Below are 26,470 nucleotides of genomic sequence, written 5' to 3'. Positions count from 1 at the left end.
TTATGTAAAGACTTACTTTGCTAAAATTGGGTTAACTTATTGAGCCATCCTGTATATAGTGCAATACCTAAAAATATGAGAATAATGCCGCTTACAGTATTTATAATGCTGCTATATCTTTGAATAAGTTTAAGCTTTTTAACCATATATTCCATAAGTGCTGCGGTTATGATAAAAGGTATGGAAAGCCCCATGGAATAAATCGTAAGCAAATATCCTCCGAAGGCTGCGCTTTCCGATGTACCTGCTATAAACAATACAGAGCTTAAAATAGGCCCTATACATGGGGTCCATCCAAAGGCAAAGGCTGCTCCAAACAGCAGGGAATTTAATATACTGCTTTTTTTAAATACTGCATTTATTCTCTTTTCCTTATATAAAAATCCTATCTTTAATATGCCCATGTGGAACAATCCGAAAACAATTATTGCAACTGCTGCAATTTTCATAAGCACATATCTGTATTCATTCAATAATTGGCCTAAAGCGCTGGCGGTAGCTCCCATGGCGATAAAAACAAGGGTAAGCCCCAGGCTGAAAAACAGGGAATTTATGATAAGGGCCCTTTTATCCTGCCTGCCTATGGTTGCTTCTCCTGACAGATACCCTATATAAACGGGAAGCAAAGGCAGAAGACAGGGAGATAAAAATGATGCCATGCCTTCTATGAATACCAGATATAAAGATATATTCTTCATTGTATTCCTCCTATACCCTATATAGGTATGTAAAATTATAACATAAACCGCTTAAACACACAAATTAAAAAAGACCTTGAAGGTCTTTTTTAAACAAAATTAATTATTCTCCAACAGGGGCTCCAACGGGACAGACATTTGCACAATTTCCGCAATCTATGCAAGTGCTTCCATCTATTACATAAATTGAATCTCCTTCACTTATGCAGCTTACCGGACATTCTGCAGCACATGCACCACAGCTGATACAAGCATCAGTAATTTTATATGCCATGAATCTCACCTCCCCTAGAAGTATAGCATGTCCATTCTTATTCTATCACTATTCCATGATTATGAAAAGTCCATAAGTCTGGTACATTTTTGTCAATGGTATCAATAATTCTTCTAACTTTCTTTAAAGAGATTGTTAATTTCTTCAGGCGTAACATCCTCATTTTGTTCAATTACTATATTGTCATCCGTAGCATCACCCTCGGTGCTTCCTTTTATGATTGTAACAGTTGTGATGGGGTACAGCCTGAATTCTTCATCACCTTCGGAATTCACTATTTTCACTTTAACGCTTTCCTTTACTACGCTATTTTCAACAACCTCCCCTGTTCCGTCAGGGGTGTTTACGATACAGCCTACTCTGGGGAGCTGTTTTCTTATAAATTCATAAGTATCCTGTTCATATTTCAAGCAGCACATCAATCTGCCGCATATTCCCGATATCTTTGTAGGGTTTAGGGACAAATTCTGCTCCTTTGCCATTTTTATGGACACCGGAGCAAATTCACCCAAAAATGATGCACAGCACATTTGCCTTCCGCAGGGCCCTAATCCCCCTACCATCTTGGCCTCGTCCCTAACGCCTATCTGCCTTAATTCTATCCTGGTTTTAAATATTGCAGCCAGATCCTTTACCAGTTCCCTGAAATCAACACGTCCGTCTGCAGTAAAATAAAATATCACTTTATTATTGTCAAAGGTGTACTCAACATCCACCAGCTTCATGGAAAGACCATGCTCTTCAATTTTTTTAATGCAAACATCAAAGGACTGCTTTTCTTTTTCCTTGTTTTCAGCATCCCTTTCCTCATCTTCTTCTGTGGCTGATCTAAGCACTTTTTTTAAAGGGGCAACGATATCATCCTCGCTTACATCCTTTGGACCTACCACTACTTCTCCGAACTCAATTCCTCTGGCCGTCTCAACGATGGCAAATTCTCCGGGTGCAACAGGTATATTATCCGGATCGAAGTAATATATCTTACCGGCGCTCTTAAACCTTATTCCTACAACAGTAACCATTCTAACCCTCCTGTATATTAAGCAGCATAGTTTCAATAGAAAGCTGAAAATTAGCATTTGCTTTTATATTTTTTAAAGTATCTTTAATACTGTTTATAATCTTATTGATATTGGCTGAAGTCAGCTTTGAAGATTCATCAATAATTATATCCTCTTTATCTAAGTTTATCAAAAAGCTCTCATCCTTAGTCTCTTTATAAATTAAAATATCTCTGTACCATGAAATCATTACATCCAGTATATATTCAATGTTGTCTTTATTATTTAAAAAGTAGTCAACCTTTGATAAAACATAAAAAGTATCGTTTTTAAATAACTTTCTTATGATTTCAATTATCTCGTCTCTGTCCTTCTTCCCCCTATTATCCTGTATAATTTCAAGTGCTCTTCCTATTATACCATTTGAAAGGGCGGCAATGTATCTTATTTCTTTTTCATCTACGCACTGCTTTTTTAAAAATAATTCCACATCCCTTTGGGATGCCCTTGAAAATTTGAATATCTGGCATCTTGATGCAATCGTTGTTAAAAGAGTATGCTGCTTTTCAGCAAGCAATATTATGACTGCATGACCCGGCGGCTCCTCTAAGGTCTTTAGCAGTGCATTCTGTGCCTCTTCTGTCATTTTATCAGCCTCATAAATAATGAATACCTTGATTCCCTTTTCATAAGGCTTTTTTTGTATATTTGCCTGAAGCTCTCTTATATCATTAATGGAGATACTTCCTCCCAATTTTTTTACATGTATTATATCAGGATGGTTTTTATCCTGTGCTTTTATGCAGGAGGGGCAGTGACCGCAAGGGTTGACTCCCTTTTCCCTGCAGTTTAATGTATTTGCAAATATAGATGCTGCTATGCTTTTCCCCACGCCATCCGGGCCTGAAAAGAGATATGCATGGGCTATCCTGCCCTTTTCAATGGAGTTTTTAAGGCTTAAAACAGCACTATGTTGTCCTGCAATGTCTTCAAAAACCATACTGATTATCCTTTCATATATATTTCTTCACAATACTATAAACATCATCGTGTATTTCGTCAATGGTTCTTATATTATTATCCCTTACGCAGTCTACTTTCTCCCAGCTGTATTTCTCTGATACGTACAAGGCATTATTATACGAATCGGCTAAATATCCTTTATGGCTCTCATGTATGTCCTTCTCTTTTTTCCCTGTAATCTTATTTGCTCTCTCCTCCATAAGCTTTTGGCTGAATTCAGGAGGCATATTCAAAAATATCACACAATTGGGAATGGGAAGTTTGTACATATTGAACTCATAATCCCACAGCCAGTTTAAATATTTATCCTTCTCATCCCTCTTAAGCTTGGCAGCCTGATGCAGCATATTTGACGTGGTATACCGGTCAGAGATTATTATACCTCCGCCTTTGTAAAAACGCTCCCACTCAGTCTTATACGAAGCATACCTGTCAACTGCATAAAAGCTTGATGCGATGTAGGGGTCCACATCTGCAGGATTTTTGCCGAAACTGCCCCCTAAATACATTTTAACCAAAGTTGAGGAAGGGCTGTTATAATTGGGGAACTCTACTTTTTTAATTACATGTCCTTCATTTCTCAATCTTTCAAAAAGCTTAGCGGCCTGGGTAGCTTTACCACTGCTGTCCGACCCTTCAATGATGATTAACTTTCCTTCCATTTCATATCCTTCCCAATACGCTTTAATTTTTATTTTATAACGGCTATTTTATCCAGCCGCTGGTCACGGGGACCGTTTATCTTTATTCCTGCTTCCTTGGTCTTTATTATATTTTCAATAATATCCCTTGTAATGATTTCACCCGGAAGAATGACGGGAATTCCCGGAGGATAGGGAGCGATAATTTCGGCGCTTATCCTTCCGTCGCTCATTTCAAAATCTATCATCTCCATGGGCTCATATATCGCCTCTCTGGGACTTAAAGCCTGATAAGGCATCTTCCAGTCAATAAGAGGTATATCCCTTATCTCCCTTTCACTTTTATATTTATTGGAAATGTCACACAAGGCATCATATAATTTTTCATAGTCTCCCTTTTCATCACCTATTGTAGCCATTGCCAGTATGTTATACAAATCGCTCAATTCCATTTGAATCTTATATTCTTTTCTAAGTATATCAGCTATTCTGGTTCCTTGCATTCCGAAATTTTTAAAATTTATAGTCACCTTTGTAGGGTCAAAATCCACAATACCGTGCTGGCCTATTATTTCCCTTCCGAAACAGTATATATCAGATATGGTATTTACCCTTTCCCTGAAGACGTCCAATGTACTCAGAAGCTCTTCATATAATTCCTCTCCGTACTCTTCCATCTGATATCGTGCAATGTCCAAGCTTGCCATCAATATATAGGAAGGGCTGGTAGTCTGGGTAAGCCTTAGCATAAACTCAATCTTTTCAACATCCACCCTGCCCTTTCTGACATGGAGCATAGAGCTTTGAGTAAAGGATGAAAGAGTTTTATGAGCACTTTGGGCAGCGCAATCAGCTCCCGCATCCATGGCATTCAAGGGGAGCTTCCTGCTAAAGGGCAAATGAGCGCCATGGGCTTCATCAACCAGCAATACCATGTTGTTCCTGTGAACCAGCTCTGCTATTGCCTCTATATCCGAACAGGTGCCATAAAATGTGGGGTTTGTGACCAGCACTGCCTTTGCCTCAGGATTTTCTCTTATTGCTTCCTCTATTTTCAGAGGCGACACTGAAACTGCTATGCCTTTTTCAAGGTCCACATCAGGTTCATAATAAACAGGCCATAATCCTCCTATAATCATGGCTCCTACCACAGCCCGATGGCTGTTCCTCGGGACGATGATCTTATCTCCGTGATTGGTTACTCCCAGTATCATTGAATATACTCCGCAGGTAGTACCGTTGACGAGAAAGTAAGTATAATCCGATCTAAACGCACGGGCTGCCAGCTCCTGAGCTTCTTTTATTATGCCTTCGGGGAGATGCAGATTATCCAGCCCTGGAATTTCAGTCTGGTCCAAATATAAAATATTATTTTTAAAGTCCGCTCTTTCATTAATCCTTAATATGCTCCTGCCGTTTTTATGCCCGGGCATATGGAAGGATGTATTTCCTTCCTTTATATATTCCATTATCCCATCGTAAAGCGGTGTCTTGTTTATCAAAGCAATTCCTCCAGTTTTAACTTTTATTATTATTCTACTAGAAATTATCTTTTCCCTTTAATATTACCAAAAATAATGCTATAATTCGTCCAGCGATAAAATTCAGATATATACGTTAGATTGTGCCTATATTGGGCGTACTCATAAAAAATAATTCCGGCTGTCAGCCGGAATTATTTGGATGGTTCCTTCAAGAAAATTTCACCGTATATGTTCTTTTTTATCAATTCTCTATAAATTTCATAGTTTTCATCGTTTATATCGGTATTAACCAGGGTTTCTTCACAATCAATGCATATAAATTCACCGAGAATATTGATTCCCGTTCCGGAACTCTTTTTGCAGAATATGCATTCCATGGGGATATCCATTAAACCACCAGCCTCAATCATAATTATATCAATGATTATTGACCCTTTTATACTATTTTATTCCCGATGATGCTTAAAAGAGCCTGTTCATATAATTTTATTTTTTGAATATATAACAATTTCCGTAACAAAATAACCTAGAGGAGTTGATTTAATGAGACAGCAGATTATTAGCTGCATAGAATCCATGAGTGATGAAATATCTAAAATAAGCAAATATCTCTATGACAATCCCGAAACAGCATACAAGGAATATAAAGCCATGAGTGTACTGTCAGAAGCTTTAGAAAAGCACGGCTTTAAAGTAACCAAAAATTTTCTGGGCTTGGGGACGGAATTTATCGCAGTATATGGCCAGGGGGAACCCGCAATAGCTTATCTATGCGAATATGATTCACTGCCAGGACTTGGTCACGGCTGCGGGCATAACCTTATAGGGGCCTGCAGCATGACAGCAGCAATAGGATTAAGCAAGGTTATAAACGATATAGGCGGAAAAGTAGTTGTACTTGGAACTCCCGGCGAAGAATCCGACGGCTCCAAAGTTACCATGGTAGAAAAAAATGTTTTTAAGGATATCGATGCCGCATTAATGGTGCATCCTTCATCCAAAACTTCAGAGAGCGGTGTATCCCTGGCCATGGATGCCCTGGAATTCACCTTTACGGGCAAGAGTGCCCATGCTGCCGCCAGCCCAGAATACGGCATTAACGCTCTCAATGCGTGTATTGAGACCTTTAATATGATTAACGCCCTAAGACAGCATATACCATCGGATGTACGCATTCATGGCATAATTTCCGAAGGCGGAATAGCGCCTAATATCGTGCCTGACAGAGCCGTAGCAAAATTTTATGTCAGAAGCCTTGATAGGGCTTCATTAAATGAAATAACCGAAAGAGTAAAAAACTGTGCTAAAGGTGCATCTATAGGAACGGGAACACAGCTTACCATAAGAAATTATGAGTTCTCATATGATAATATGATTACCAACCATACTCTGTCCAGGATATTCTGCCACAATCTCAAAGAAAGCGGAATAATAGATATTCACGGGCCTCAAACCAGCACCGGCTCTATTGATATGGGAAACGTAAGCCAAAGAGTTCCTGCAATTCATCCTTATATACAGATATCAAAAGAGGACATATCCGCTCATACCAGGGAATTTGCAGAAGCCACCCAATCTGAATTTGCTCTTGAAAATATGGTTAAGGCGGCTTGCGCCCTGGCATTGACAGGATATGATTTGATAACAAATAAAGAATTGCTAAATGAGATGAAAGAGGAATTTTCATTGCATAAAAATACTCGGAAGCCTTAAGTTTTCCGAGTATTTTTATGCAAAATTTAATTGTTTGCACATTTTAATTTATTGATATTTTCAAGTTTCAAAATAAGTCCCGGACTGGGCTTAAAGAATACCTTTATCTTTTTGTCCTTATGGAATGCAATGAGACAGCTTGTATCTTTCCTTGAATTACCGCAGACAAAATTAAAAACTCTGTCTATATCCTTGATTTTATCCCCTTGTGCTGAATATACAAAAAATTCAGCATGCTTCATGTCAACGCCTAATATAACCTTTTTATTGCCGCTACCGACTTTTCTCTCGAATATAAGCTCTCTGTCAATAAGCTTGTATGTGTAGCTTAACCTGCTCTTATAAAATAAATTATAAGACACCGACATCATAGCAATTGCAACAGCACTTCCGAATAAAACGAAGATTTCTATAGCTACATTATATCTGCTGCTGTAATGAGCGCTGTTTACCATAAGGTTGAAAGTGAGTAAAAAGAAGATTAACAATAAAATAATTTTTAAAAATGAAGCCTTTTTATAACTGACCATTTCTTTATAAATAATACCCATAATGACTCCTTCTCAATTTTAGAGAATATTATTGATTTCTTTCTCCCTCCTCCCAATAAATTATACAATCCTCCATGACTATATACTACAGCTTAAAAGAGCCAATTTTTCTTTAAAAATCATGAATTAAACGTTTAATGTTATGTATACTTACCGCTCTTTGCAAGGTGCGATATTTCGACTTACTGCTGTTGTTTGCTCAAGCTTTGCACTGCAAGAAATTTATATATATTCCATTAATTAATAAAATAATGTATTATGGATAGTAGCAAATTATATAACATGTATTTTAAAGAAAAGGATTATGCACAATTAAAACCTAAGCATAAGGTGATAACTATGAATGATACAGTAAAAAAGTTTTTTAAGGAATGGATTTATCCCATTATCCTGGCTCTTGTTATAGCAGTTCTTATAAACAAGTTTCTTTTTTTTAAATCAAAGATTCCTTCTTCCTCCATGCACCCAGCCATAATGGAAGGAGATCATATTTTTGTCACCAGAGTCTATAATAAAGGCAAGCTTCAAAGAGGAGATATAGTGCTTTTTAATTCAAAGGAGCTTAATATGTTGCTGGTCAAAAGGCTTATCGGCCTTCCGGGTGATAAAATTGTAATTGATGAAGAAGGATTATTGCATATTAACGGCGAAAAAATTGATGAGCCTTACGTAGTAAGAAAAGATAATACTCCCGGTAATTTTGAAGTTCCGGAAGACTGCTATTTGTTCTTAGGTGATAACAGGGCTGAGTCATTAGACAGCAGATTCTGGAAGATGCCTTATATATCTGAAAAGGATATTGTAGGAAAAGCATGGATAATTGTTTATCCTTTTAACAGAATACAAACACTTCATTAATAAAAGCTTTTTTATATTAAATTAAAAATTTATGGGGGAATTAACGTGGACGAACTTGAACGCATGGCACAGCAAGCAGAAAAATACAGCAAAGCCGATCTTGATTTGAAAAAGGCTGAAATATTGGATGAAGTAGAGGATTATGAATTCAAGACCCTTCTTGACGCTGCTGAAGCTTTATTTGAAATAAGGGCAAAAAGAAAAAAGAGCATCAAGGACTTGGCTTTGATTAAAATAATTGAACATATTTTAAAAGAAGAGCCTTTTGAATACATGGATGAGGATTTCATTTTGATGGCTTACAAGGATTATTATGACGGACATGCTAAAAGAAAATTAAATAAATAATAAAAGGGTAGGCATTAAACCTACCCTTTTATTATTTATTTAATTTTTATAGTCCCAGTGTATTTTTGCCGGCGCTGACAAGTTTCTGAGTTATTCTGCCGCCTACACGTCCTGCGTCCCTTGCTGTAATGTCAGGATTATAGTCCCCAATATGAACTCCTACTTCATTGGCTGTTTCTTGGGTGAACTGCTTCCCAACTCCTCTACGGTCTGATACATATAAATTGCTGTTTGCTGGCATACAATTCCCTCCCGGATTTTTAATTTTTCAAGGAGCTTCAACCCCTTGTGATATTATATTACCCACATATAAGATAATTATATCCTGTATATATTTGAAGTACAGTGTCTTAGTTACAAAACTATATATGAATGCAAAATATGCTGATTATTTATACTTATTCTATATTTTTACAGCATCAGAATTTAAAATTAAAAGGTAGGTTATATAACCTACCTTTTAATTTATTTAAATCTCAACTATTTAATGCCCATCTGATTCTTACCTGCGCTAACAAGCTTCTGAGTTATTCTTCCACCAACTTTACCAGCGTCTCTTGACCTTAAGTCAGGATTGTAATCGCTAAGCTGTACTCCTACTTCGTTGGCTGTTTCCTGGGTGAACTGCTTTCCAACGCCTCTACGTTCAGTACTATTTAAGTCTGGCATTATATTTCACCTCCCTTCAAAGTATGTAATCAAAGCTGTCGAAACTGTGTTCAAGGAGGTTCAACCTTTGAACTAAACAATAACGAATTTGTTATTGTAATAGTATTATGTGCCGTATTAGAATTAATATAGCCTGTATATTTTGTATTAGTAGGGTATTTTTATAAAATTCCATATATTCAAGTAAATAAGCCATTCTTTATGAAAAACAGTAAAATTTTTTCAATAATAATAAATAAATTTGTAGCTGACGGTAAACAAAAAAACCTGAACTTCCCTACGGTGTCATAGGGACATTTTCTAAACCGTGGGGAAGCTGGGTGATATGTATCGGTAGGCAGTAATTATCCGCTGTCTGCTGATTACTTTTTATGCGACGGTGGCCTACTATTCACATACCTTGATCAGCAATTTAGAATTTATATTTTTTGACTATCAGATGAACTAAAGTAATTTTCAAATACATCTGCAATAACCTGTGCAATGCCTTACACATCTCTATTTTGTTATAGCCAATGTGATTTCTGCGAAATCTACTTGTATCTTTGTTTATTTGTATTTTGTACGAAGGAAAATACAAATACTTTTTGCATCAAATTCCTATTTGTAATTCCCACAAAGATTATAACAGCTTTCACTGATAAAACAAATAACTCTTAATAATTACTCACAAATGAACAGATAAAAAATACCCCTGACTATTTTTCGAAAATAGTCAGGGGTATTTTTTAAAGCACGGATTTGGCCTTAACTTAATTACATTAGAACTTAATCAGGACTTTTCTGTTTGGGCGGCCTTGCGCCGAAGTATTGATAATAATAGCAGAGCAGCCTGCCATTATATAGCTTCCTGTTTTTATCTGCTTTTTTGCCAAATAATTTTTGAAAATCAGAATGAGCTGTTAGAATATAATACGACCAATCCTCCAGATTATTAAATACCCTGCCCATAGTCTTATATAATTCCTCTACTTCCCTTTTCTCCCCCAGTCTTTCTCCATAAGGAGGATTGCTTATTATGTAACCATATTTTTTGCTGGATTTTAATTCTGAAACCGAAAGCTTTTGAAAATAAATGTAATCTGAAAGCCCGAAATGATCCACATTGTGCCGGGCATTTCTTAAAACTTGCCCGTCTATATCAGATCCTAAAATCTTAAACTCCGATTCATAATTAAAGAGATCCATGGCTTCCTCTCTGGCGGTTTTCCATACCCCACTTTGTATAATAGGCCAGTTTTCACATTCGAAATTACGTCTGCTTCCGGGAGCCATGTTAAGTCCTATCATGGCTGCTTCAATGGGTATGGTAGCTGAACCGCACATCGGGTCTATAAGCTGCCTGTCTGATTTCCACCTGCTTAAAAGCACCATTCCTGCCGCCAGAGTTTCCTTTATGGGAGCCTCGTTGTTTAGCTTTCTGTATCCTCTTTTATGCAATGCCACTCCGCTTGTATCTATAGTGAGGGTTGCAACATCCTTTAATATTGATACTTGTATGGAATACATTGGGCCAGTCTCTTCAAACCACTCCCTATTATACTTTTTCTTCATACTCTCAACCACGGCTTTTTTTACAATAGCCTGGGAATCCGACAGGCTGAAAAGCTTTGATTTTACAGACTTGGCCTTAGCTACAGGGAAATTTGCATTAACGGGTATGTAATCCGGCCAGGTTAGGGCTTTTGTTTTTTCAAATAGTTCTTCAAAGCTTAAGGCTTCAAATTCTCCAACCTTGATTAAAACTCTGTCGGCGGTTCTAAGCCACAGGTTGCATCTTGCAATTGCCCCCTCATCGCCTTTAAACTCCACCCTCCCGTTTTCAACCTTTATATCCTCGTAGCCTAATTTTTTAATCTCCTCTGCGAGGACTGATTCCAGTCCAAAGGCTGAAGTTGCAATTAATTCAAACTGCTTCATAATACCTCTCCAAATCTAAGTAATTTATAATTTATTGTATACTATCCTTCCGTTTATTATGGTCATTACAACTTTAGAATTTATATCCATTGGATTGCCGTCAAAGACTGCAATATCCGCGTCATACCCTTTTTTAATATTTCCTATTTTATGCTGGCATTCAAGTATTTCCGCCGGATGTCCTGTGATGCACCTAATTGCCATCCTCTGGGACAGCCCTTCGGATACCGCAAGAATAGCCACCATCCTTAATTGCTCTATGGAATTGTAAGGGTGGTCCGTTATCAGCGCCACCTTGACGCCGCAGTCCAATAGTTCAAGTGATGCATTATATTTTCTTCTCTTAAGCTCCATCTTTATTCTGGGTGTGAGTATGGGGCCAAAAGCAACCGGAATGTTTCTATCCCTTAAATACTCCTTTACAAGATGAGCTTCGGTACCATGCTCTATAACCAGCTTTTTAATGTTGAATTCATCGGCTATCCTCACGGCGGTTACAATATCATCCGCCCTGTGGGCATGGGCACGAAGGGATATTTTATTTTTTAAAAGGGGAATAACCGCCTCCAGCCTTATATTTCTCTCTTTTATTTTACCTCTTTCCTTCAGCTCCATATAATCCTGTGTTCTCATAAAAAGCTCTCTTATAAGTGCTGCTGTGCCCATCCTCGTCACAGGGCATTTGCTGTCGGCACCGTAAGTATTCATGGGGTTTTCCCCAAAGGCTATCTTTAACCCTACCGGATTTTTGACTATCATTTCATCGATTATAGAACCTGAGGTTTTTATGGCAACATTTTGACCGCCTACAACATTGTTGCTGCCGGGACCGCTCATAACACAGGTTATACCGGCTTTAACAGCGTCATGAAATGCCATATCCAGTGGATTTATGGCATCTATGCCTCTTAAATGAGGTGTAACAGGTTCAGAAGTCTCATTATTATCAATGCCTATTTTGCCTGTTCCCTCTTCGATAATTCCTAAGTGGGTGTGACAGTCAATGAGCCCTGGAAGGACGTGATTTTCTTTTATATCCACTACTTCAGTATTTTTCTCTTCCGTAAGCTCTTTATCAGTGATTTCTTTTATTTTTCCATTTTCAATAAATATATTTTTAATAAATATATCATCATTATCATCCGTTAACAAACAATTTTTTAAAAGCAAGGACTCCATAAAATCACCTCATTATGAAACATTGTGATATGAAAGCTACCATGCAAATTCATTATAAAATATATGTAAAAAATCAAACCTGCCTTCTTCATAAAAAGAAAGCAGGACTTAAAAAATTTCATATGAGTTTAAACATATAATTACTTCTTTTAACTGTCCTTCCAGTTGTTCAATTTTATTTAAAACTTCTATTTCTTGCTGAGTAGCCATTACGCCCTTAAACTGACTATAATATCCTATCAGGTTTTTTATTTGCCGCTCTATATCACATACCTTATCTTCCATTACCTGATATTCGTTGAAATCCATAAAAACAACTCCCCTAATCAATAGTTGTTTTTATTATTGCTAAAAAAAAGAAATGATATACAAATCAGCATATTTTGCCAAGTATATTTTTCAAGATGTCCAAAATTTGAGTTAAAAAAACGACAAAGCCAAGACATTTTATCTTTTTTGCCGATAGAGGGCGATTTGAAGATAAAAAATGGTCACATACCGCAGCATATGCTATAATACATAGCGAAGACATGCATATGAGCTTCGTTAACTGCTAAAACTGTTTAAATCAACAGAGTTGGCACAGAAAATCTTGTCCGGAATGTCATACCGTTTTTTCGACTACTGGCAGGCATAAAAACGCCCCGCACACTCCTTGGTAATTTGTATGATGCAACTTATTGAATACTGACTGCTAAATAAATCAGGCGGAAGGAGGATCATACATGCATTTTCAATACAACCCCCATATGTGGGTTTATATTGGCACAGCAACTGTACTGCTTCTAGTTGTGGCATATACGACATATAGGAGGGTTGCCGGCCGACTATGGATCGCCACTCAGGCCATGGTGATTTTTTGGTGCCTCGGATATGCGCTTCAAATATCTGGAGCTGATATCAAAACAGCGGCTTTTTGGTACCTCGCCTCCAATGACTTCGTGGGATTTAAGGTACCGGTTATTTGGTTGTTATGGGCTTTGAGGGTAGCGGGCAAAAAAAATCTGTTCACCCGGCGTCAGCCATCGTTACTCCTTATTATACCCATAATTACTGATATTCTCAATCTTACCAATTCCTATCACGGTCTGATCTATCGCCAGATGTGGCTGGATATGTCAGGTGAGTATCCGTTATTATACTTTATTTGCGGCCCCTGGTATTGGATAATTACCGCCTACTGTAGTATTTTGCTCCTTGCCGTGATAGCCGTTCAGGTTAAGGCAGCCCTAAACCGAGAGCTTTTGCACCCGATACAAGGTTTTACCATAGCTGCCACGACTGCTGCTGTTTTGATTTTTATTTTTTTAAGTATATTCACACAAGGTTCAATGTTCGCTTATTATGATCTCACACCTGTCGTGATCGGTATTGCCGCAGTCCTCACCGGCCTGGCATTTAGTTTTCAGGCTCAGGAGGCCGTTCCGGTTCCCCGTAATGCGGTCATGGAAAAAATGACCAGCGCAGTGTTGATCCTGGACGACCACAATCGGATCATGGACTTAAACTCAGCGGCGGAAGCGTTTTTCGGTTTGAGATCGTCCAAAGCGGCCGGCCTTGTCTTTGAAAAGGCTTTGCCGAGCTGGTCAGAGCTGACCGCAGCTATCCGGGATAAGTCCGTCAGTTACTGTGAGTTCTCCCGAAATGGACGGCATTATGAAGCCTACTTCTCAGGTTTAAGTGACGGCTGTAAAGCAGCAGGTTACATAGTAGTCGTACAGGACATCACCGTCAATAAAGCAGTTGAAGCTCAGGTAATTGAGCAGCAACGGGCTTTACTTGTTTTACAGGAAAGAGAGCGATTGGCCCGGGAACTCCATGATAGCTTGGGACAGGTCTTAGGTTACACCAACATCCAAATACAGACCATGAGGGATATGCTCAAAGCAGGCCAGTTTGAGGCAATTGGCCGCAGCCTTGACTGTTTGTCCCAGGTTATCATGGAAGCTAACACTGAGGTCAGAGAGTTTATTTACGAAGTTAAAACCACTTTATTTTTCAAAGAAGGTTTTTTTGCTGCCTTACAACAATATCTGATCCACTTTGAGCATAACTTTCAAATACAGGTTGACATGAAAAATCCGGATAACCTTACTGAGAATGAACTGGATCTTCCTGCAAAAGTTCAGCTTTTCCGAATTATAAAGGAAGCTCTCAATAATGTGCGCAAACATGCCCAGGCCAGCAAAGCAACAGTTTCTTTTGAGAAAAAAGACCGGCAAATCTTGATTTCAGTGGCTGACGACGGAGTGGGGTTTGACCCCGAAAAGCTTACTACCGGAGAATTTTCTTTCGGCCTTGAAGTGATGCGTGAGCGCACACAGCAAATCAGCGGAGAAATCCGAATAAACACTGCGCTAGGACATGGCACCACGGTGATAGTATCCATTCCAGACTTTGCTGATCGATGCGGAGGAGCGGAAGTCGAAGGGCTTGGAGTTGATGCTGCTGTAAAACACGCTAAAATCAGAGTCTTATTGGCGGATGACCACGTTCTGTTCATAGAAGGATTGCAAACTTTAATCGGCTCCAAAGGATTTGAGGTCGTCGGAACGGCAAGGGACGGCATGGAAGCTCTGGAGAAAGCCCGTTTACTGCATCCAGAAATGATCCTTATGGACCTTCAGATGCCCCGATGCAACGGCCTGATCGCCACCCGGTTAATCAAGGCTGAAATACCGGAAATTAAAATCGTAATCCTGACCATGTCCGACCAGGAGCTGGATCTTCTCACAGCCATTCAAAACGGGGCATCCGGATATTTACTAAAGGGACTTCGGACCGAAGAGTTTATTGATCAGCTTTACAGTCTGGCCTCAAATACCGCTATAATCTCGCCAGAATTGGCTACACATATTTTGGATGAGCTCATACGGAATGAAAATGACATACTTGAGGAGGCAGCCTCAAGTACGGTTGATCCCGAAAAATACTTATCTAAAAGACAGATTGAAATTCTAACGCTGATAGCGAAAGAATACAAATACAAGGAGGTAGCGTCCAAGCTTTTTATAAGCGAGAGAACCGTTAAATACCAAATGGCCGAGATATTAAGAATACTTCAACTCCAAAACCGCCGCCAGGCAATCGCTTATGCGCGGAAGGCAGGGTTGGGAAAAGAGCCTGACTTAGGAAACGAAAGATAAGATCGAGGCTGCAATAAGCTTCAGATTAAGCACCTGCTGCAAAAAACAAGCCGCTTTAGCGGCAGCGGCCTATAATAGTAATGCTGTGTCAAGTCATTCAATACCCCTGAGGAGTTAACCCAGTAAAAAGGAGTCTGTCAATAAAATGGTGTAATTTCTGGTAATGTGCGTATTTTAATCTATGTAATTAAAATAGCCATCTGCACCTGTTGTATTAAGCTAAGATGCTTAAACAAAAACAACAGGCTTCTTAAGACCATTCTGAAACATATCTTCCATTGTTGGCTCCTCATCTCTGCTTACCTTGATGGCGCCGTTTACAATGGCCCCTTCCTGTATTGAAAGGTATTGAGCCGTCAAGTTACCCTGGATGACGGCGATATTTCCTAATATAGCTGAGGAATATGCTTGAATATCTCCTTTAATATTGCCGTTTAAGCTGAATTTATCACATTTTATGTCACCATCAATCATGGAATTCTCCGACACGATAACGGTAGTTTTGCTTGTAACATTTCCGGTAATACTGCCGTTTTGTACTACAATAGATTCTCCAATTATATCACCTTCCACCGTTCCCGATATTATCACATTTTCATCACTCGTTATATTTCCTTTTACGATACCCATAATAATTATATCCGCCCGGCTTGTTATGGAACCATAAATTTCTGTATCTACAGAGATTACAGTATACTCGTGGGAATCCGTATTCTGAGTCATTGTCAGACTTGATTCCGTATTCGGGTCAGTCACCTTTGAAATATTAATAGTTTCCTCTTTCGACAATGAAGTCGGCTGTGAAATTTCCTGCTCCGAAATTTTGGTGGCTTTCGATCTGCCTGAAAAAAGATTCACCCATGCTGCATGCAATTTTCTGGTCCTTGGCGAGTATGTATTACTCATAATTAAACACTCCCTATCTGGTATTAAAATTTTTGGTGATTAATTATTAATTATAATAGTACTCCGGTTTTTTAGGGGGCAAAAAAGAGGCAAAAAGGGCAAAAAAGGGGCAATCCTGTCAAAATGGATTGCCATTATTATATAATTCCATATAGCGGCTAGATTGTCATCATAAACTTCAGCAGGAGACTTCCCCACCTCTTGATAGTTGGCGGCTTTTTTGACTTCTTACAGCGACAATTGTACACCGGGCTGTTATAAAAAATAAAACGATAATTCCGCCTACAACTGACCATACTCCCGGTATTTCTCCCACCACAAGAAAAACCCATACAGGATTTAAAACCGGCTCTAATACAGGTATCAGCACAGCTTCTAATGCTGTTACGTTTTTTATTGCGTAGGAGTAGAAAATATAGGGAATGCCAATCTGAAAAACCCCTAATATAAAGAGCCCAATAAGGCTTTTAGTATCCGGCATGGTCTTAAACATAAAAGGTATTGATACCAGAGCAATCATTATGTTGCCGATAAAAATAGATTCCAATGGTGATTCATTTTTTTGCTTTCTCATAAGCATAGCCAATGCCGCAAAGCAGATACCGCTTAGGATTGCCAGTATGTTTCCGGTCAAGTTTCCGGCCGTCACACTGTCCATGAAGAAAAGAACCATTCCTCCGATGACGGCAAAGATGGTAAACCAATCTAAAAGCGTAATCTTCTCCTTTAAAAACCATGCGCTGAAAATAGCAACATATATGGGGGCTGTGTACTGAAGAAGTATGGCATTGGCAGCGGTAGTCATTTTATTTGCCGTAACAAAGAGAATGAGGGTCGACGTATATGCAACTGCTCCTGCAATCTGATAAAATGAAAATGATATTTTGGGTTTTTTAATAACACACAATATTACAAGTGCTGCAATGGCGCTTCTTAAGCCGGATATAGCAATGGGGTTCCAGTTTACAAGCTTAATGAGTACTCCTCCCGTGCTCCACATGAGGGCAGCTATTACAAGGGAAAATATGGCTTTATATCTTGCCTTTTGTGTTTGACCGGTATTTATATTCTCCAATTTACTTCAACCTCTCCTATAATGTATTTTCGATTAAATCAGCGTCCACAGGCAGAAGCGCTTAAAGTATATTATATACTAATTATACGTAAATTGGGTATATTGAATAAAGAAAGAAAAATTTTTTAAGCTTTATTCCGGAATTTATGATAAAATCTTACTGTATTTAAAAAAGGAGGAAAAGGTTATGGCACAGGAAAATAATCTCGAAAAAAAATACCAGGTTGCCTGGGACAAATATACCAAGGATGATCTAGATAAAGTATTTGCTTTATCGGACAGATATAAAGATTTTCTGTCACAATGCAAGACTGAAAGAGAATGTGTAAAAGGCTTCATTGAACTGGCAAAAAAACAAGGCTATAAAGATATAGAAGACGCAATAAAAAACGGTACTCCCATAAATAAGGGCGATTGCTTCTATTATAATAACAAAGGTAAAGCTTTGGCACTTTTCAACATAGGAAAAGAGCCTATTGAAAAAGGCCTGAGAATTTTAGGCGCCCATATTGACTCTCCAAGGCTGGACTTAAAACCAAATCCGCTGTATGAGTCAAATGACCTTGCAATGCTGGATACCCACTACTACGGCGGCATTAAAAAATATCAGTGGGTTACACTTCCCCTCTCTATTCACGGAGTTGTTGCAAAAAAAGACGAATCTTTGGTTGAAATAGTAATAGGCGAAGATGAGAAGGACCCGGTCGTGGGTATATCAGACCTTTTGATACATCTTGCCGCTGAACAGATGGAAAAGAAGATTTCTAAGGCAATCGAAGGCGAAGACCTCGATATATGCATAGGCAGCATGCCTGTCACAGACAAGGATGCAAAGGAAAGGGTAAAGAGTAATATACTGGAGCTTTTACATGAAAAATACGGAATGACCGAAGAGGATTTTGTTTCTGCAGAAATTGAAATAGTCCCTGCTGGAAAGGCGAGAGACTATGGATTGGACAGGAGCATGGTAATGGGCTATGGCCATGATGACAGAATTTGTGCCTATACTTCCTTTGAAGCCATGATGGCCATAAAAAACCCCGACAAAACCTGTGTTGCCCTCTTTGTTGACAAGGAAGAAACAGGGAGTGACGGCGCTACCGGCATGAATTCAAAATTCTTCGAAAACATAGTAGCTGAGATAATGAGTTTAACAGGGGATTACAGCGAGCTTAAATTAAGAAGGGCCCTGGCTTCATCAAAAATGCTCTCGTCCGATGTCAATGCGGCCTTTGACCCAAATTATCCATCTCCCATGGAAAAAAGAAATGCAGCATATTTCGGAAAGGGTGTTGTATTCAGTAAATACACCGGCGCAAGAGGTAAAGTCAGTTCCAATGATGCGAATCCCGAATATATAGCACATCTAAGAAGCATAATGGAAAAACATGATATTACTTGGCAGACAGCAGAACTTGGTAAGGTGGACGCCGGCGGGGGCGGAACAATTGCAAGCATTCTGGCAGAATATAACATGGAGGTTATAGACTGCGGAATAGCCCTTCATAACATGCATGCTCCCTGGGAGATTGCAAGCAAGGCCGACATATACGAAACCTGCAGAGCATATGAAGCCTTCCTTTTGGAAGCATAATAAAATTGAGTCAAAAATTAAACCCGGAATTAATTTTCCAGGTTTAATTTTTGAACAAAGATAAAATCGTCTGGGGATATACTTAAGGAGGAAGAATGCGGTGTTTTCAAAACATTGTATTATTATAAAAGGAGGCGGAGACCTGTCGTCAGCAACTGCCCATAAGCTTAAAAGGTCAGGCTTTCAGGTCATCATCACGGAACTGGAGCAACCTAGGATGGTTAGAAGATCTGTATCCTTCGGAAATTGTGTTTATGAAAAAGAATGGACTGTGGAAGGCATGACTTCAGTGTTAACTGGGGAAGAGGGAATTCATGGCATTCTTATGAATGGTAAAATTCCTGTCCTTATTGACCCATCATGTGAGATTAGAAAAAAAGTTAAACCAGCCATAATTATAGATGCAATTTTGGCAAAGAAAAACTTAAGCACTGACATCAACGATGCCCCCATAGTCATAGGCCTAGGCCCCGGATTTACTGCAGGCCAAGATGTCCATGCAATAATAGAAACCAACAGAGGCCATAACTTAGGAAGAATAATTTTTGACGGGAAGGCGGAAACAAACACTCATGTTCCCGGGGATGTATGCGGTTATACTTTCGAGAGGGTGTTGCGCTCTCCCGAATGTGGCATTATAAAAAATCACGTAGAAATAGGTGACATAGTAAGGTCCGGCGACATCATATGTACGGTTGATACAACACCTGTTTATACCAAAATAGACGGGATTGTACGGGGTTTAATAAAAGACGGCATATACATAGACTCCGATTATAAAGTCGGCGACATTGACCCCAGAAGAGACAGTGAATATTGTTATACTATAAGCGACAAAGGAAGAAATATTGCAGGCGGTGTTTTAGAGGCAATATTAATATTGCTAAAAAATACGCCCCTTGCTTAAAGCACCAGCTCAAAGAACATAGCTCCCTCAATAGGATTGAACCTGTATGGCTCTATGCTTATAAAGCCTAAGGATTTATAAAGGCCTATTGCCGCATTCATTGATGGCAGAGTATCAAGTCTCATGTACTTGTACCCTGCCTTTTTAGCTTCTTTTATAAGTTCTTCTGCCATAATTCGGCTTAACCCCTGCCCCCTGAATTCCGGCCTTATATACAGCCTCTTCATTTCACAGGTTACATTATCTATTTTTCGAAGAGCAATGCATCCTGTGGCAGCATCACCTGAATAGGCCAGCATGAGACGGCCCTCAGGTGCCGCATAGCCTCCCGGGAGGTTATCAAGCTCTTCTTTGAAATTCTGAAATCCAAGATCAATTCCAAGGGATTCGGCATACTCCATAAACAGCCCTTTTATAACTTCAAGATTCTTATCATCATGTACCTTTAAAATTTTCATGATATCCTCCTTAAAATGCAAATAAATTAGCTCCGTTATCCTTTAGCCATTTCTTCGATTGTTCATAATCAGGCATATACATTCTCACCATATTCCAGAACTTTTCAGAGTGGTTGAGATGCTTTAAATGGCACAGCTCATGGATAACAACATAATCTGCCACCTCATCAGGAGCCATAATAAGCCTGTAATTAAAATTTAGATTGCCTTTTTTGGAGCAACTGCCCCATCTGGTCTTCTGGTCTTTTATTGTTACTTTGTTATAAGATAAGCCCATGATACTGCTGTAATATGAAACCCTTTGTTCTATCAGATCTTTAGCTATGTTTTTGTACATTCTCTCAAAGGCGATCTTTATTAATTCATTTTTCTCAGTGCCTTTAATGTTTCTGTCGATAATAATTTTAAAACTATCATCAAACCTATATACAGATACTCCCTTTTTATCCCCGCCATCTACAGTTATTTCAAATTTTTTTCCCCTGAACATTAATCCTGAATCCGGACTCCATTCATTCATAGCTTTATCAAGCATTATATGCTGAAACCTTATATAATGCTTGTATAACCACTGAGACTTATTAAGGAGAATCTTCTCAACTTCTGGGATATTAATGCTGTATGGCATGGACACCTTTACTCCATTAATTCCAATGCTGACTCTTAAATTTTTTAGTTTCTTATTTATAACTATATCATAGGGTATATCTGTATTAGTGACCTTAATTATAGGCAATGCTCCTCATCCTCACTTTGCTGATACTAAAATTGTATTAGAATGATATATATATTGCAAACATAAATGATACAAATATAAAAAAGACCAGCACATAATTGTACTGATCTTTTGGTGAGCCACCAGGGAATCGAACCCTGGACACCATGATTAAAAGTCATGTGCTCTACCGACTGAGCTAGTGGCTCGTATGGTGGAGATGAACGGAATCGAACCGATGACCCCCTGCTTGCAAGGCAGGTGCTCTCCCAGCTGAGCTACACCCCCATATGACCGACGCGACTTTTATATAATATCATACGCTTAACCCTATGTCAATTACTATATAAGAAAATGCTTAATGAAAATATATCCAAACCGAGCCAGGTCTATTTACTGACCTGCCCATCTTTTATATACATCATTTTCTATTCCCATCAAATCCATTGTCTTTCCAACTATAAAGCTTATGATATCATCCAATGTAGTTGGATTATTATAAAAGCCCGGCATGGCAGGGAGGATTTTAACACCCCACTGGCTTAATTCCATCATATTTTTAAGATGAATTGTATTAAAAGGGGTCTCCCGGGGGACCAATATCAGCTTTCGTCCCTCCTTCATGGTCACATCTGCCGCTCTCTCTAAAAGGTTCTTAGACAAGCCGTTATTTATAGCGGCCAATGTAGACATGGAACATGGTATTACAACCATGCAGTCTGTTTTATGAGAACCGCTGGCAATAGGTGCCATCATATCATCAATTTCATAATAACACAGGTTATTATTATCTTTAAAAAAACTAAGGAAATTTATTTTAAACAGCTCTTTATCGTTTTGATATTTAAAATCCATTTCTTCTTCCAGCACTATCTTCCCTGAATTGCTGACGATCACATTTATTTTATTATTAAGTTCCAAAAGCTTTTCAATGAGTCTGACGCCGTATACAACGCCGCTGGCTCCCGTTATGGCTATAGTATATTCCTTCATAGTTTCCACCCCAATAATACATCGGATATTGAGAAAACGAGAAATAAAACGCCTATTACCTGATTTACGCTGTAAGATGCTATTTTGACCGATTCCAGATGATTCGGTGATACTATTTTGTGTTCATAAGCCAGAAGTATGGCTATAATCGCTATACCTATGAAATATATTATTCCTAAGTCTACAAACACAGGCAGAAGCAAAAGCAAAATTACAGATATAACATGAAAGCCCGTTGATATCCTCAATGCTCCCACAATTCCGAATCTGGCAGGTATTGAGTGTATTTTATTCTTCCTGTCAAATTCGATGTCCTGAGTGGCATATATAACATCAAAACCCGCTATCCAAAGAGCCACTGATGCGCCCATTATAAACGAAGGTATTAAGCTTAAATCCACTTTCCCGGTAACAGCCAGCCACGCACCCACCGGTGCACCTCCGATGGCTATGCCGAGTATTAAATGGCACAGCCAGGTGAACCTCTTGGTATATGAATATACTATAAACAGTGCTGCAGGTATTGGCAGCAGCATTACGCATACAGGATTCAGCATAAATGCGGAAAATACAAAAAGAGCGAAACAAAATATCGTTAGTAGCAGTACTTCCTTCTTTTTAACCAATCCCGAAGGGATGTGCCTGTGTGCCGTCCTTTTATTTTTACCGTCAATCTCAGCATCCACCAGCCTGTTTAAGGCATTTGCACCGTTTCTTGACCCCACCATTGCACATAGCACCCAAAACAGAGTCTTGAGATCAGGCAATCCGTCATATGCCATAAAAACAGCAGCCAATGCATAAGGAAGAGCAAATAAAGTATGTTCAAACATCACAAGATCAGCATATGTCTTTAGTTTTTTAATTACCATGTTTATCCCACTTTCCGTCATCATATTAAACAATCAAATCTAATAGGCAGATAAATTATATTAATATCACTAACTTCGTTAGCCATGGGGACATTTTGCGCTGAGGCATAACGTTAGTTGTGTCCCCTTTCCTCTATCTATTATAAACCCTCCTGTTACTTTTTTGAAATCCTTTTTGCCCTCCTTCTGCTATCGAATATTCTGCCTTTATAAATAACCTTTGGTTCAACAGTCAGGCTAAATTTTTTTTGATATTCATCTATGTACTTTTTCTCCCTTTCGGTGATTATTGATATACTGGTACCTTTTTCTCCTGCCCTGCCCGTCCTTCCTGCCCTGTGAAGATAGGCCTTTGGTTCTTCCGGAAGATCAAGATTGAATATATGGGTAACACCTCTTATATCAAGTCCCCTTGCTGCAATATCTGATGCTACAAGCAGATTTATTCTGCCGGCTCTGAAATCATCCAGGGCCTTTTTCCGATCAAGCTTTACAGACGTGCCATGTATACTTTCTGCCTTAATACCGTGGTATTGCAATTTAGATGTTATAATCTCAATTTCATCGCTCTTGTTTACAAATACCAATGCCTTATCCGGATTTATACTGTGCACCAGTTTTCTTAAGACCTCAATTTTTTCTCTTTGCTCTGCAATAAAATACATATGGGTTATGCCGGAATTAATTTTTTCCTTATCTTCGATTTTTATAACCTCAGGATCCTTCATCAATTCAGCAGCGGCATCTATCGTCCTTTTAGGCATGGTTGCAGAAAACATCATTAGCTGCCGCTCTTTCAATGTGCTTTTAATGATTGCTTTTATATTGGTAATATTATTATCATCCAGCAGCCTGTCTGCTTCATCGATTACTATGGTTTTTATGGTATGAGCAGATATTTTCTTCATCTTTATAAGCTCCAGTATCCTGCCTGGAGAACCTACTATTATATGGGGCTTTTCTTTAAGCTTTTCTACCTGCCTTTTTATATTTACATTGCCTATTATGGGCGCAGATGTAACGGATATGCCGGAATTTCCAGCCAGGTTTTCTATCTGCCTTTGTATCTGTATTGCAAGTTCATGGGTAGGTGCTACTATCAAGGCCTGAATTTCCCTTATGCCTGTATTGATTTTTTTAAATAGAGGCAGAAGATAAGCAAGAGTTTTTCCCGTTCCTGTCTCAGACTGTCCAATTATGTCCTTATTTTCAAGAGCGGCAGGTATAACCTTTTCCTGTATAGCAGTTGGATTTTGAATGCTCTCCATCTCGAGGGCTTTTGTTAAGAATGTGTCCAGGCCTAATTCATAAAATGTTCTCGTCATTTTATCTCCTTTTTGCAGAATGTATTTCTGCTCCTTTAAGTAAATTCATATATTTTAATATAAGAAAAAGATGACAGTATATTTACGCTGTTCATCTATCTTTTTAAATATTATTATCCCTAGTTAAAATCCATATTCTCTGTGTCTAAAAGAAAAGCATACGGATACACTAGGTCTGTACCATCCCCCAGGCCCTATGAAGAACACATAGTTGATAGGGCAGAGGTGAAGTACAGTAATGTTTATAGGGGACAGATCATTCCTTATTAGCATTATAAGGTATATAGAAATGATCTGTCCCCTATTTCCTTTTTTTGTGTGTCGTTAGCTTCTTCGGGCAATTCTTTCAAAATACTGCAGGGTTTATTATAGGCCTTATGAACCTGCCTCTTAAGATATCTAATTTGGCAACGAGGCTTGTTATAACCGTTTCTATGACTTCCATAGGTTTATCCCAAAAATGACACCTAATTACAATATCTTAATATCACAATTTTTTATTGTGCCAAGCTTACTTCCTTGCCTAAAATCTCAACAATGCTTATCTTCCCATCTGCAGTACTAATCGACTTGTCTCCTACTTTTACAATGGGATTAGAAATATTAGTCGGAATGATACCACTAATCTCTCCTATATCTCCATTGCTTAATCTTACTTTGGCGCCAATGTAACAGTTTGATATATTTGATAAAAAGGCCATACTCACCTTAATATCAAAATAGCCAAAACCCATTCTTTCTATCTTTCTTATGACATCGAAGGGTGTATTCATAGTATTATTCCCTTCAAATATCATATTATCATATAAATCGGCCATTGAAATAATTTTGGAAAATGTATTGATCTTATCTCCCTTTAGGCCAATGGGATATCCGCTTCCATCCTCTCTCTCATGATGCATAAGAATTGCCTGTGTTATATGCGTGTGCAGGTCAGGAATATTTTTAGCAATCTCGTATCCATAGACAGGATGCTTTTTAAATTCCTCTAAATCTTCTGGGCTTAATGATGATGTCTTTTCAAGTAATTCTTTACTAATTTTCAATTTGCCTATATCATGAAGCATGCCAGCTTTCATTAAGTCCCGGATTTGTATCCCTGGAAGTCCCATCCACTTACCTATCATCATTGAATATATGGAAACATTGATACTATGCGAATATGTTTGCTGATCCATGTTTTCCATACGGCATATATATTCAATAATCCGTCTGTTCTTCATTATATCTTCATAAAACGATTCTACTATGTAATTTATAGTCTCACCTGTTACAGTGTATCCTTCAGCCAGATTGTCCAATATTTTCTTAACGTTCCTAGTTCGTTTAACATACTTTTCCTTAAACTTGCTGAAATCGGCCTCAAGCAGCGGATCTGAATTACGGGCTGTTTCTTCCCAGGATTCATTTTCCCTAATAACAATTACATCAGCTACTTGAAGTTCTATCAATTTTCTTTTAATCTTTTCATTTACCACAGTATTTTCTGCTACCATCATTATGCCATTTTTATTTACAATATTTTCTGCAATAATATCCTGTTCTTTGCACTCCGATACAGAAATTTTCCGTTTGCTTATCTTCATCACCTCCAAAACATTAACTCATCAGTGCTCATATTCAATAAATCATATTGAACTATATGGAATAATAAAAGCAGGTATCGGTTACCTGCTTGCAAAACAAAAAATGCAAATTGGCATTGGCAACCCGACTGTCATGGCAGTAAACTGCTTTAGACTCGTAGCTTTGCGTCTCCACCTTTCGATGAGTTTGCTATTTACAATTACTTTATTTAATTATGAAGTTGCAAAAATCATGTAAAGTTATTATTTTAATTAAAATTTTAACATTATTTTATTAATAATTCAATAGTTATGCCAATGTTTTATTTTATTTAGTAGCTATCTTGCTGTAAGCTCTTTTGAATCCATCGAGGAATTTGCACATATAAAGAGAAACGGCCCTCTTTCGAGAACCGTTTCTCTTTATAATACCGGCGACGACTTACTCTTCCACCACGCTTCCATGGCAGTACCATCAGCGTACCCAGGCTTAACCTACGTGTTCGGTATGGGAACGGGTGTGACCCTGGGGCTATTGCCACCGATTATGATAAC

At 38.4% G+C, this 26,470-nt stretch carries 27 protein-coding genes, 2 tRNA genes, 1 rRNA gene and 1 riboswitch; of the genes, 6 read left to right on the top strand and 24 right to left on the bottom strand.

Translation table 11 applies throughout. The features are described 5' to 3' along the window. Window positions 1-20: 20 nt before the first annotated feature. From OXPF_RS16385 to OXPF_RS16355, 7 genes are all read right to left on the bottom strand, one after another. Entirely contained in the window at window positions 21-698 is a 678-nt protein-coding gene (locus OXPF_RS16385) for a cytochrome c biogenesis CcdA family protein (protein WP_054876311.1), read from the bottom strand. A 103-nt stretch (window positions 699-801) separates the two neighbouring features. Continuing rightward, window positions 802-972: a DUF362 domain-containing protein gene (locus OXPF_RS16380; protein ID WP_054876310.1), complete on the bottom strand. Its 171-nt coding sequence runs from the start codon at window positions 970-972 to the stop codon at window positions 802-804. Window positions 973-1,085: 113 nt separating this feature from the next. Continuing rightward, window positions 1,086-1,994, bottom strand: coding sequence for a PSP1 domain-containing protein (locus OXPF_RS16375; RefSeq protein WP_054876309.1), 909 nt, complete (start codon window positions 1,992-1,994; stop codon window positions 1,086-1,088). 1 nt (window position 1,995) lies between these two features. Continuing rightward, window positions 1,996-2,973: a DNA polymerase III subunit delta' gene (gene holB, locus OXPF_RS16370; protein WP_054876308.1), complete on the bottom strand. Its 978-nt coding sequence runs from the start codon at window positions 2,971-2,973 to the stop codon at window positions 1,996-1,998. Window positions 2,974-2,986: 13 nt separating this feature from the next. Continuing rightward, complete coding sequence (locus OXPF_RS16365) at window positions 2,987-3,658, bottom strand: dTMP kinase (RefSeq protein WP_054876307.1); 672 nt, start codon at window positions 3,656-3,658, stop codon at window positions 2,987-2,989. 29 nt (window positions 3,659-3,687) lie between these two features. Then, window positions 3,688-5,139, bottom strand: coding sequence for an aminotransferase class I/II-fold pyridoxal phosphate-dependent enzyme (locus OXPF_RS16360; protein WP_083480011.1), 1,452 nt, complete (start codon window positions 5,137-5,139; stop codon window positions 3,688-3,690). A 173-nt stretch (window positions 5,140-5,312) separates the two neighbouring features. Beyond that, window positions 5,313-5,531 (bottom strand): sigma factor G inhibitor Gin, encoded by a 219-nt coding sequence (locus tag OXPF_RS16355; RefSeq protein ID WP_083480010.1) that lies wholly within the window; start codon window positions 5,529-5,531, stop codon window positions 5,313-5,315. Between the two features lie 133 nt (window positions 5,532-5,664). Between OXPF_RS16355 and OXPF_RS16350 the strand changes: the two genes are divergently transcribed. Then, the gene (locus OXPF_RS16350) at window positions 5,665-6,834 is read left to right on the top strand and encodes a M20 family metallopeptidase (protein ID WP_054876305.1); all 1,170 of its coding nucleotides are present in this window, start codon (window positions 5,665-5,667) and stop codon (window positions 6,832-6,834) included. 26 nt (window positions 6,835-6,860) lie between these two features. Here the strand turns inward: OXPF_RS16350 and OXPF_RS16345 are convergent, their stop codons facing one another. Then, window positions 6,861-7,385 carry a hypothetical protein gene (locus tag OXPF_RS16345; RefSeq protein ID WP_054876304.1) on the bottom strand — a complete coding sequence of 175 codons (525 nt, stop codon included), beginning with the start codon at window positions 7,383-7,385 and terminating at the stop codon, window positions 6,861-6,863. Window positions 7,386-7,724: 339 nt separating this feature from the next. On the opposite strand from OXPF_RS16345, the gene lepB reads away from it, so the two are divergent. Beyond that, window positions 7,725-8,243, top strand: a complete 519-nt coding sequence (gene lepB, locus OXPF_RS16340) for a signal peptidase I (RefSeq protein WP_054876393.1) — start codon at window positions 7,725-7,727, stop codon at window positions 8,241-8,243. Window positions 8,244-8,288: 45 nt separating this feature from the next. Further along, window positions 8,289-8,591 (top strand): hypothetical protein, encoded by a 303-nt coding sequence (locus OXPF_RS16335; protein WP_054876303.1) that lies wholly within the window; start codon window positions 8,289-8,291, stop codon window positions 8,589-8,591. 46 nt (window positions 8,592-8,637) lie between these two features. Here OXPF_RS16335 and OXPF_RS16330 read toward each other — a convergent pair whose 3' ends face one another. The 5 genes from OXPF_RS16330 to OXPF_RS16310 form a co-directional block, all read right to left on the bottom strand. After that, window positions 8,638-8,832, bottom strand: coding sequence for an alpha/beta-type small acid-soluble spore protein (locus OXPF_RS16330; protein ID WP_054876302.1), 195 nt, complete (start codon window positions 8,830-8,832; stop codon window positions 8,638-8,640). A 239-nt stretch (window positions 8,833-9,071) separates the two neighbouring features. Continuing rightward, window positions 9,072-9,260: an alpha/beta-type small acid-soluble spore protein gene (locus OXPF_RS16325; RefSeq protein WP_054876301.1), complete on the bottom strand. Its 189-nt coding sequence runs from the start codon at window positions 9,258-9,260 to the stop codon at window positions 9,072-9,074. A 768-nt stretch (window positions 9,261-10,028) separates the two neighbouring features. After that, the gene (locus OXPF_RS16320) at window positions 10,029-11,180 is read right to left on the bottom strand and encodes a THUMP domain-containing class I SAM-dependent RNA methyltransferase (RefSeq protein WP_054876300.1); all 1,152 of its coding nucleotides are present in this window, start codon (window positions 11,178-11,180) and stop codon (window positions 10,029-10,031) included. A gap of 24 nt (window positions 11,181-11,204) precedes the next feature. After that, window positions 11,205-12,359: an amidohydrolase gene (locus OXPF_RS16315; protein WP_054876299.1), complete on the bottom strand. Its 1,155-nt coding sequence runs from the start codon at window positions 12,357-12,359 to the stop codon at window positions 11,205-11,207. A 108-nt stretch (window positions 12,360-12,467) separates the two neighbouring features. Further along, window positions 12,468-12,668: a hypothetical protein gene (locus OXPF_RS16310; RefSeq protein WP_054876298.1), complete on the bottom strand. Its 201-nt coding sequence runs from the start codon at window positions 12,666-12,668 to the stop codon at window positions 12,468-12,470. A 416-nt stretch (window positions 12,669-13,084) separates the two neighbouring features. Here OXPF_RS16310 and OXPF_RS16305 point away from each other — a divergent pair, with 416 nt between their 5' ends. Continuing rightward, the gene (locus tag OXPF_RS16305; protein ID WP_054876297.1) at window positions 13,085-15,505 is read left to right on the top strand and encodes a histidine kinase N-terminal 7TM domain-containing protein; all 2,421 of its coding nucleotides are present in this window, start codon (window positions 13,085-13,087) and stop codon (window positions 15,503-15,505) included. A gap of 228 nt (window positions 15,506-15,733) precedes the next feature. On the opposite strand, the gene OXPF_RS16300 is transcribed toward OXPF_RS16305, so the two are convergent. Continuing rightward, window positions 15,734-16,411, bottom strand: a complete 678-nt coding sequence (locus tag OXPF_RS16300) for a bactofilin family protein (protein ID WP_054876296.1) — start codon at window positions 16,409-16,411, stop codon at window positions 15,734-15,736. A 178-nt stretch (window positions 16,412-16,589) separates the two neighbouring features. Beyond that, window positions 16,590-17,486, bottom strand: a complete 897-nt coding sequence (locus tag OXPF_RS16295; protein WP_242854435.1) for a DMT family transporter — start codon at window positions 17,484-17,486, stop codon at window positions 16,590-16,592. Between the two features lie 187 nt (window positions 17,487-17,673). On the opposite strand from OXPF_RS16295, the gene OXPF_RS16290 reads away from it, so the two are divergent. Next, on the top strand, window positions 17,674-19,080 hold the full coding sequence (locus OXPF_RS16290; RefSeq protein WP_054876295.1) for an aminopeptidase: 1,407 nt from the start codon (window positions 17,674-17,676) through the stop codon (window positions 19,078-19,080). A 100-nt stretch (window positions 19,081-19,180) separates the two neighbouring features. Next, entirely contained in the window at window positions 19,181-19,987 is an 807-nt protein-coding gene (gene yqeB, locus OXPF_RS16285; protein WP_083480009.1) for a selenium-dependent molybdenum cofactor biosynthesis protein YqeB, read from the top strand. Here the strand turns inward: yqeB and OXPF_RS16280 are convergent. The 9 genes from OXPF_RS16280 to rrf all read right to left on the bottom strand — a co-directional run bounded on the left by OXPF_RS16280 (window position 19,984) and on the right by rrf (window position 26,461). Continuing rightward, complete coding sequence (locus tag OXPF_RS16280) at window positions 19,984-20,445, bottom strand: GNAT family N-acetyltransferase (RefSeq protein ID WP_054876294.1); 462 nt, start codon at window positions 20,443-20,445, stop codon at window positions 19,984-19,986. The two genes, yqeB and OXPF_RS16280, sit on opposite strands and share 4 nt — an antisense overlap. Window positions 20,446-20,455: 10 nt before the next feature. Further along, the gene (locus OXPF_RS16275; RefSeq protein ID WP_054876293.1) at window positions 20,456-21,181 is read right to left on the bottom strand and encodes a M48 family metallopeptidase; all 726 of its coding nucleotides are present in this window, start codon (window positions 21,179-21,181) and stop codon (window positions 20,456-20,458) included. Window positions 21,182-21,293: 112 nt separating this feature from the next. Next, window positions 21,294-21,369, bottom strand: a tRNA-Lys gene (locus OXPF_RS16270). Window positions 21,370-21,372: 3 nt separating this feature from the next. Continuing rightward, window positions 21,373-21,448, bottom strand: a tRNA-Ala gene (locus tag OXPF_RS16265). 105 nt (window positions 21,449-21,553) lie between these two features. After that, complete coding sequence (locus tag OXPF_RS16260; RefSeq protein WP_083480008.1) at window positions 21,554-22,153, bottom strand: UbiX family flavin prenyltransferase; 600 nt, start codon at window positions 22,151-22,153, stop codon at window positions 21,554-21,556. Beyond that, entirely contained in the window at window positions 22,150-23,025 is an 876-nt protein-coding gene (locus OXPF_RS16255) for a UbiA-like polyprenyltransferase (RefSeq protein WP_054876291.1), read from the bottom strand. The genes OXPF_RS16260 and OXPF_RS16255 overlap by 4 nt, the downstream gene beginning before the upstream one ends. 155 nt (window positions 23,026-23,180) lie before the next feature. After that, window positions 23,181-24,350: a DEAD/DEAH box helicase gene (locus OXPF_RS16250; protein ID WP_054876290.1), complete on the bottom strand. Its 1,170-nt coding sequence runs from the start codon at window positions 24,348-24,350 to the stop codon at window positions 23,181-23,183. A 497-nt stretch (window positions 24,351-24,847) separates the two neighbouring features. Then, window positions 24,848-25,936, bottom strand: a complete 1,089-nt coding sequence (locus OXPF_RS16245) for an HD-GYP domain-containing protein (protein WP_054876289.1) — start codon at window positions 25,934-25,936, stop codon at window positions 24,848-24,850. Between the two features lie 115 nt (window positions 25,937-26,051). Further along, a riboswitch (cyclic di-GMP riboswitch) is annotated at window positions 26,052-26,138 on the bottom strand. Between the two features lie 206 nt (window positions 26,139-26,344). Continuing rightward, window positions 26,345-26,461, bottom strand: a 5S ribosomal RNA gene (rrf, locus tag OXPF_RS16240). Between the last annotated feature and the right edge of the window lie 9 nt (window positions 26,462-26,470).

The organism is Oxobacter pfennigii (assembly GCF_001317355.1).
Lineage (GTDB): Bacteria > Bacillota > Clostridia > Clostridiales > Oxobacteraceae > Oxobacter > Oxobacter pfennigii.
This window is presented reverse-complemented; position numbering and strand designations above follow the sequence as displayed.

Excerpts from the sequence above, each read along its gene's own strand:
- OXPF_RS16355 (WP_083480010.1), bottom strand. The coding sequence starts at position 5,531 with ATGATTGAGGCTGGTGGTTTAATGGATATCCCCATGGAATGCATATTC.
- OXPF_RS16385 (WP_054876311.1), bottom strand. The coding sequence starts at position 698 with ATGAAGAATATATCTTTATATCTGGTATTCATAGAAGGCATGGCATCA.
- OXPF_RS16320 (WP_054876300.1), bottom strand. The coding sequence starts at position 11,180 with ATGAAGCAGTTTGAATTAATTGCAACTTCAGCCTTTGGACTGGAATCA.
- OXPF_RS16290 (WP_054876295.1), top strand. The coding sequence starts at position 17,674 with ATGGCACAGGAAAATAATCTCGAAAAAAAATACCAGGTTGCCTGGGAC.
- OXPF_RS16260 (WP_083480008.1), bottom strand. The coding sequence starts at position 22,153 with ATGAAGGAATATACTATAGCCATAACGGGAGCCAGCGGCGTTGTATAC.
- OXPF_RS16310 (WP_054876298.1), bottom strand. The coding sequence starts at position 12,668 with ATGGATTTCAACGAATATCAGGTAATGGAAGATAAGGTATGTGATATA.
- OXPF_RS16375 (WP_054876309.1), bottom strand. The coding sequence starts at position 1,994 with ATGGTTACTGTTGTAGGAATAAGGTTTAAGAGCGCCGGTAAGATATAT.
- OXPF_RS16350 (WP_054876305.1), top strand. The coding sequence starts at position 5,665 with ATGAGACAGCAGATTATTAGCTGCATAGAATCCATGAGTGATGAAATA.
- OXPF_RS16315 (WP_054876299.1), bottom strand. The coding sequence starts at position 12,359 with ATGGAGTCCTTGCTTTTAAAAAATTGTTTGTTAACGGATGATAATGAT.
- OXPF_RS16280 (WP_054876294.1), bottom strand. The coding sequence starts at position 20,445 with ATGAAAATTTTAAAGGTACATGATGATAAGAATCTTGAAGTTATAAAA.
- OXPF_RS16325 (WP_054876301.1), bottom strand. The coding sequence starts at position 9,260 with ATGCCAGACTTAAATAGTACTGAACGTAGAGGCGTTGGAAAGCAGTTC.
- OXPF_RS16250 (WP_054876290.1), bottom strand. The coding sequence starts at position 24,350 with ATGACGAGAACATTTTATGAATTAGGCCTGGACACATTCTTAACAAAA.
- OXPF_RS16305 (WP_054876297.1), top strand. The coding sequence starts at position 13,085 with ATGCATTTTCAATACAACCCCCATATGTGGGTTTATATTGGCACAGCA.
- lepB (WP_054876393.1), top strand. The coding sequence starts at position 7,725 with ATGAATGATACAGTAAAAAAGTTTTTTAAGGAATGGATTTATCCCATT.
- OXPF_RS16330 (WP_054876302.1), bottom strand. The coding sequence starts at position 8,832 with ATGCCAGCAAACAGCAATTTATATGTATCAGACCGTAGAGGAGTTGGG.
- OXPF_RS16345 (WP_054876304.1), bottom strand. The coding sequence starts at position 7,385 with ATGGGTATTATTTATAAAGAAATGGTCAGTTATAAAAAGGCTTCATTT.
- OXPF_RS16245 (WP_054876289.1), bottom strand. The coding sequence starts at position 25,936 with ATGAAGATAAGCAAACGGAAAATTTCTGTATCGGAGTGCAAAGAACAG.
- OXPF_RS16365 (WP_054876307.1), bottom strand. The coding sequence starts at position 3,658 with ATGGAAGGAAAGTTAATCATCATTGAAGGGTCGGACAGCAGTGGTAAA.
- holB (WP_054876308.1), bottom strand. The coding sequence starts at position 2,973 with ATGGTTTTTGAAGACATTGCAGGACAACATAGTGCTGTTTTAAGCCTT.
- OXPF_RS16255 (WP_054876291.1), bottom strand. The coding sequence starts at position 23,025 with ATGGTAATTAAAAAACTAAAGACATATGCTGATCTTGTGATGTTTGAA.
- OXPF_RS16300 (WP_054876296.1), bottom strand. The coding sequence starts at position 16,411 with ATGAGTAATACATACTCGCCAAGGACCAGAAAATTGCATGCAGCATGG.
- OXPF_RS16380 (WP_054876310.1), bottom strand. The coding sequence starts at position 972 with ATGGCATATAAAATTACTGATGCTTGTATCAGCTGTGGTGCATGTGCT.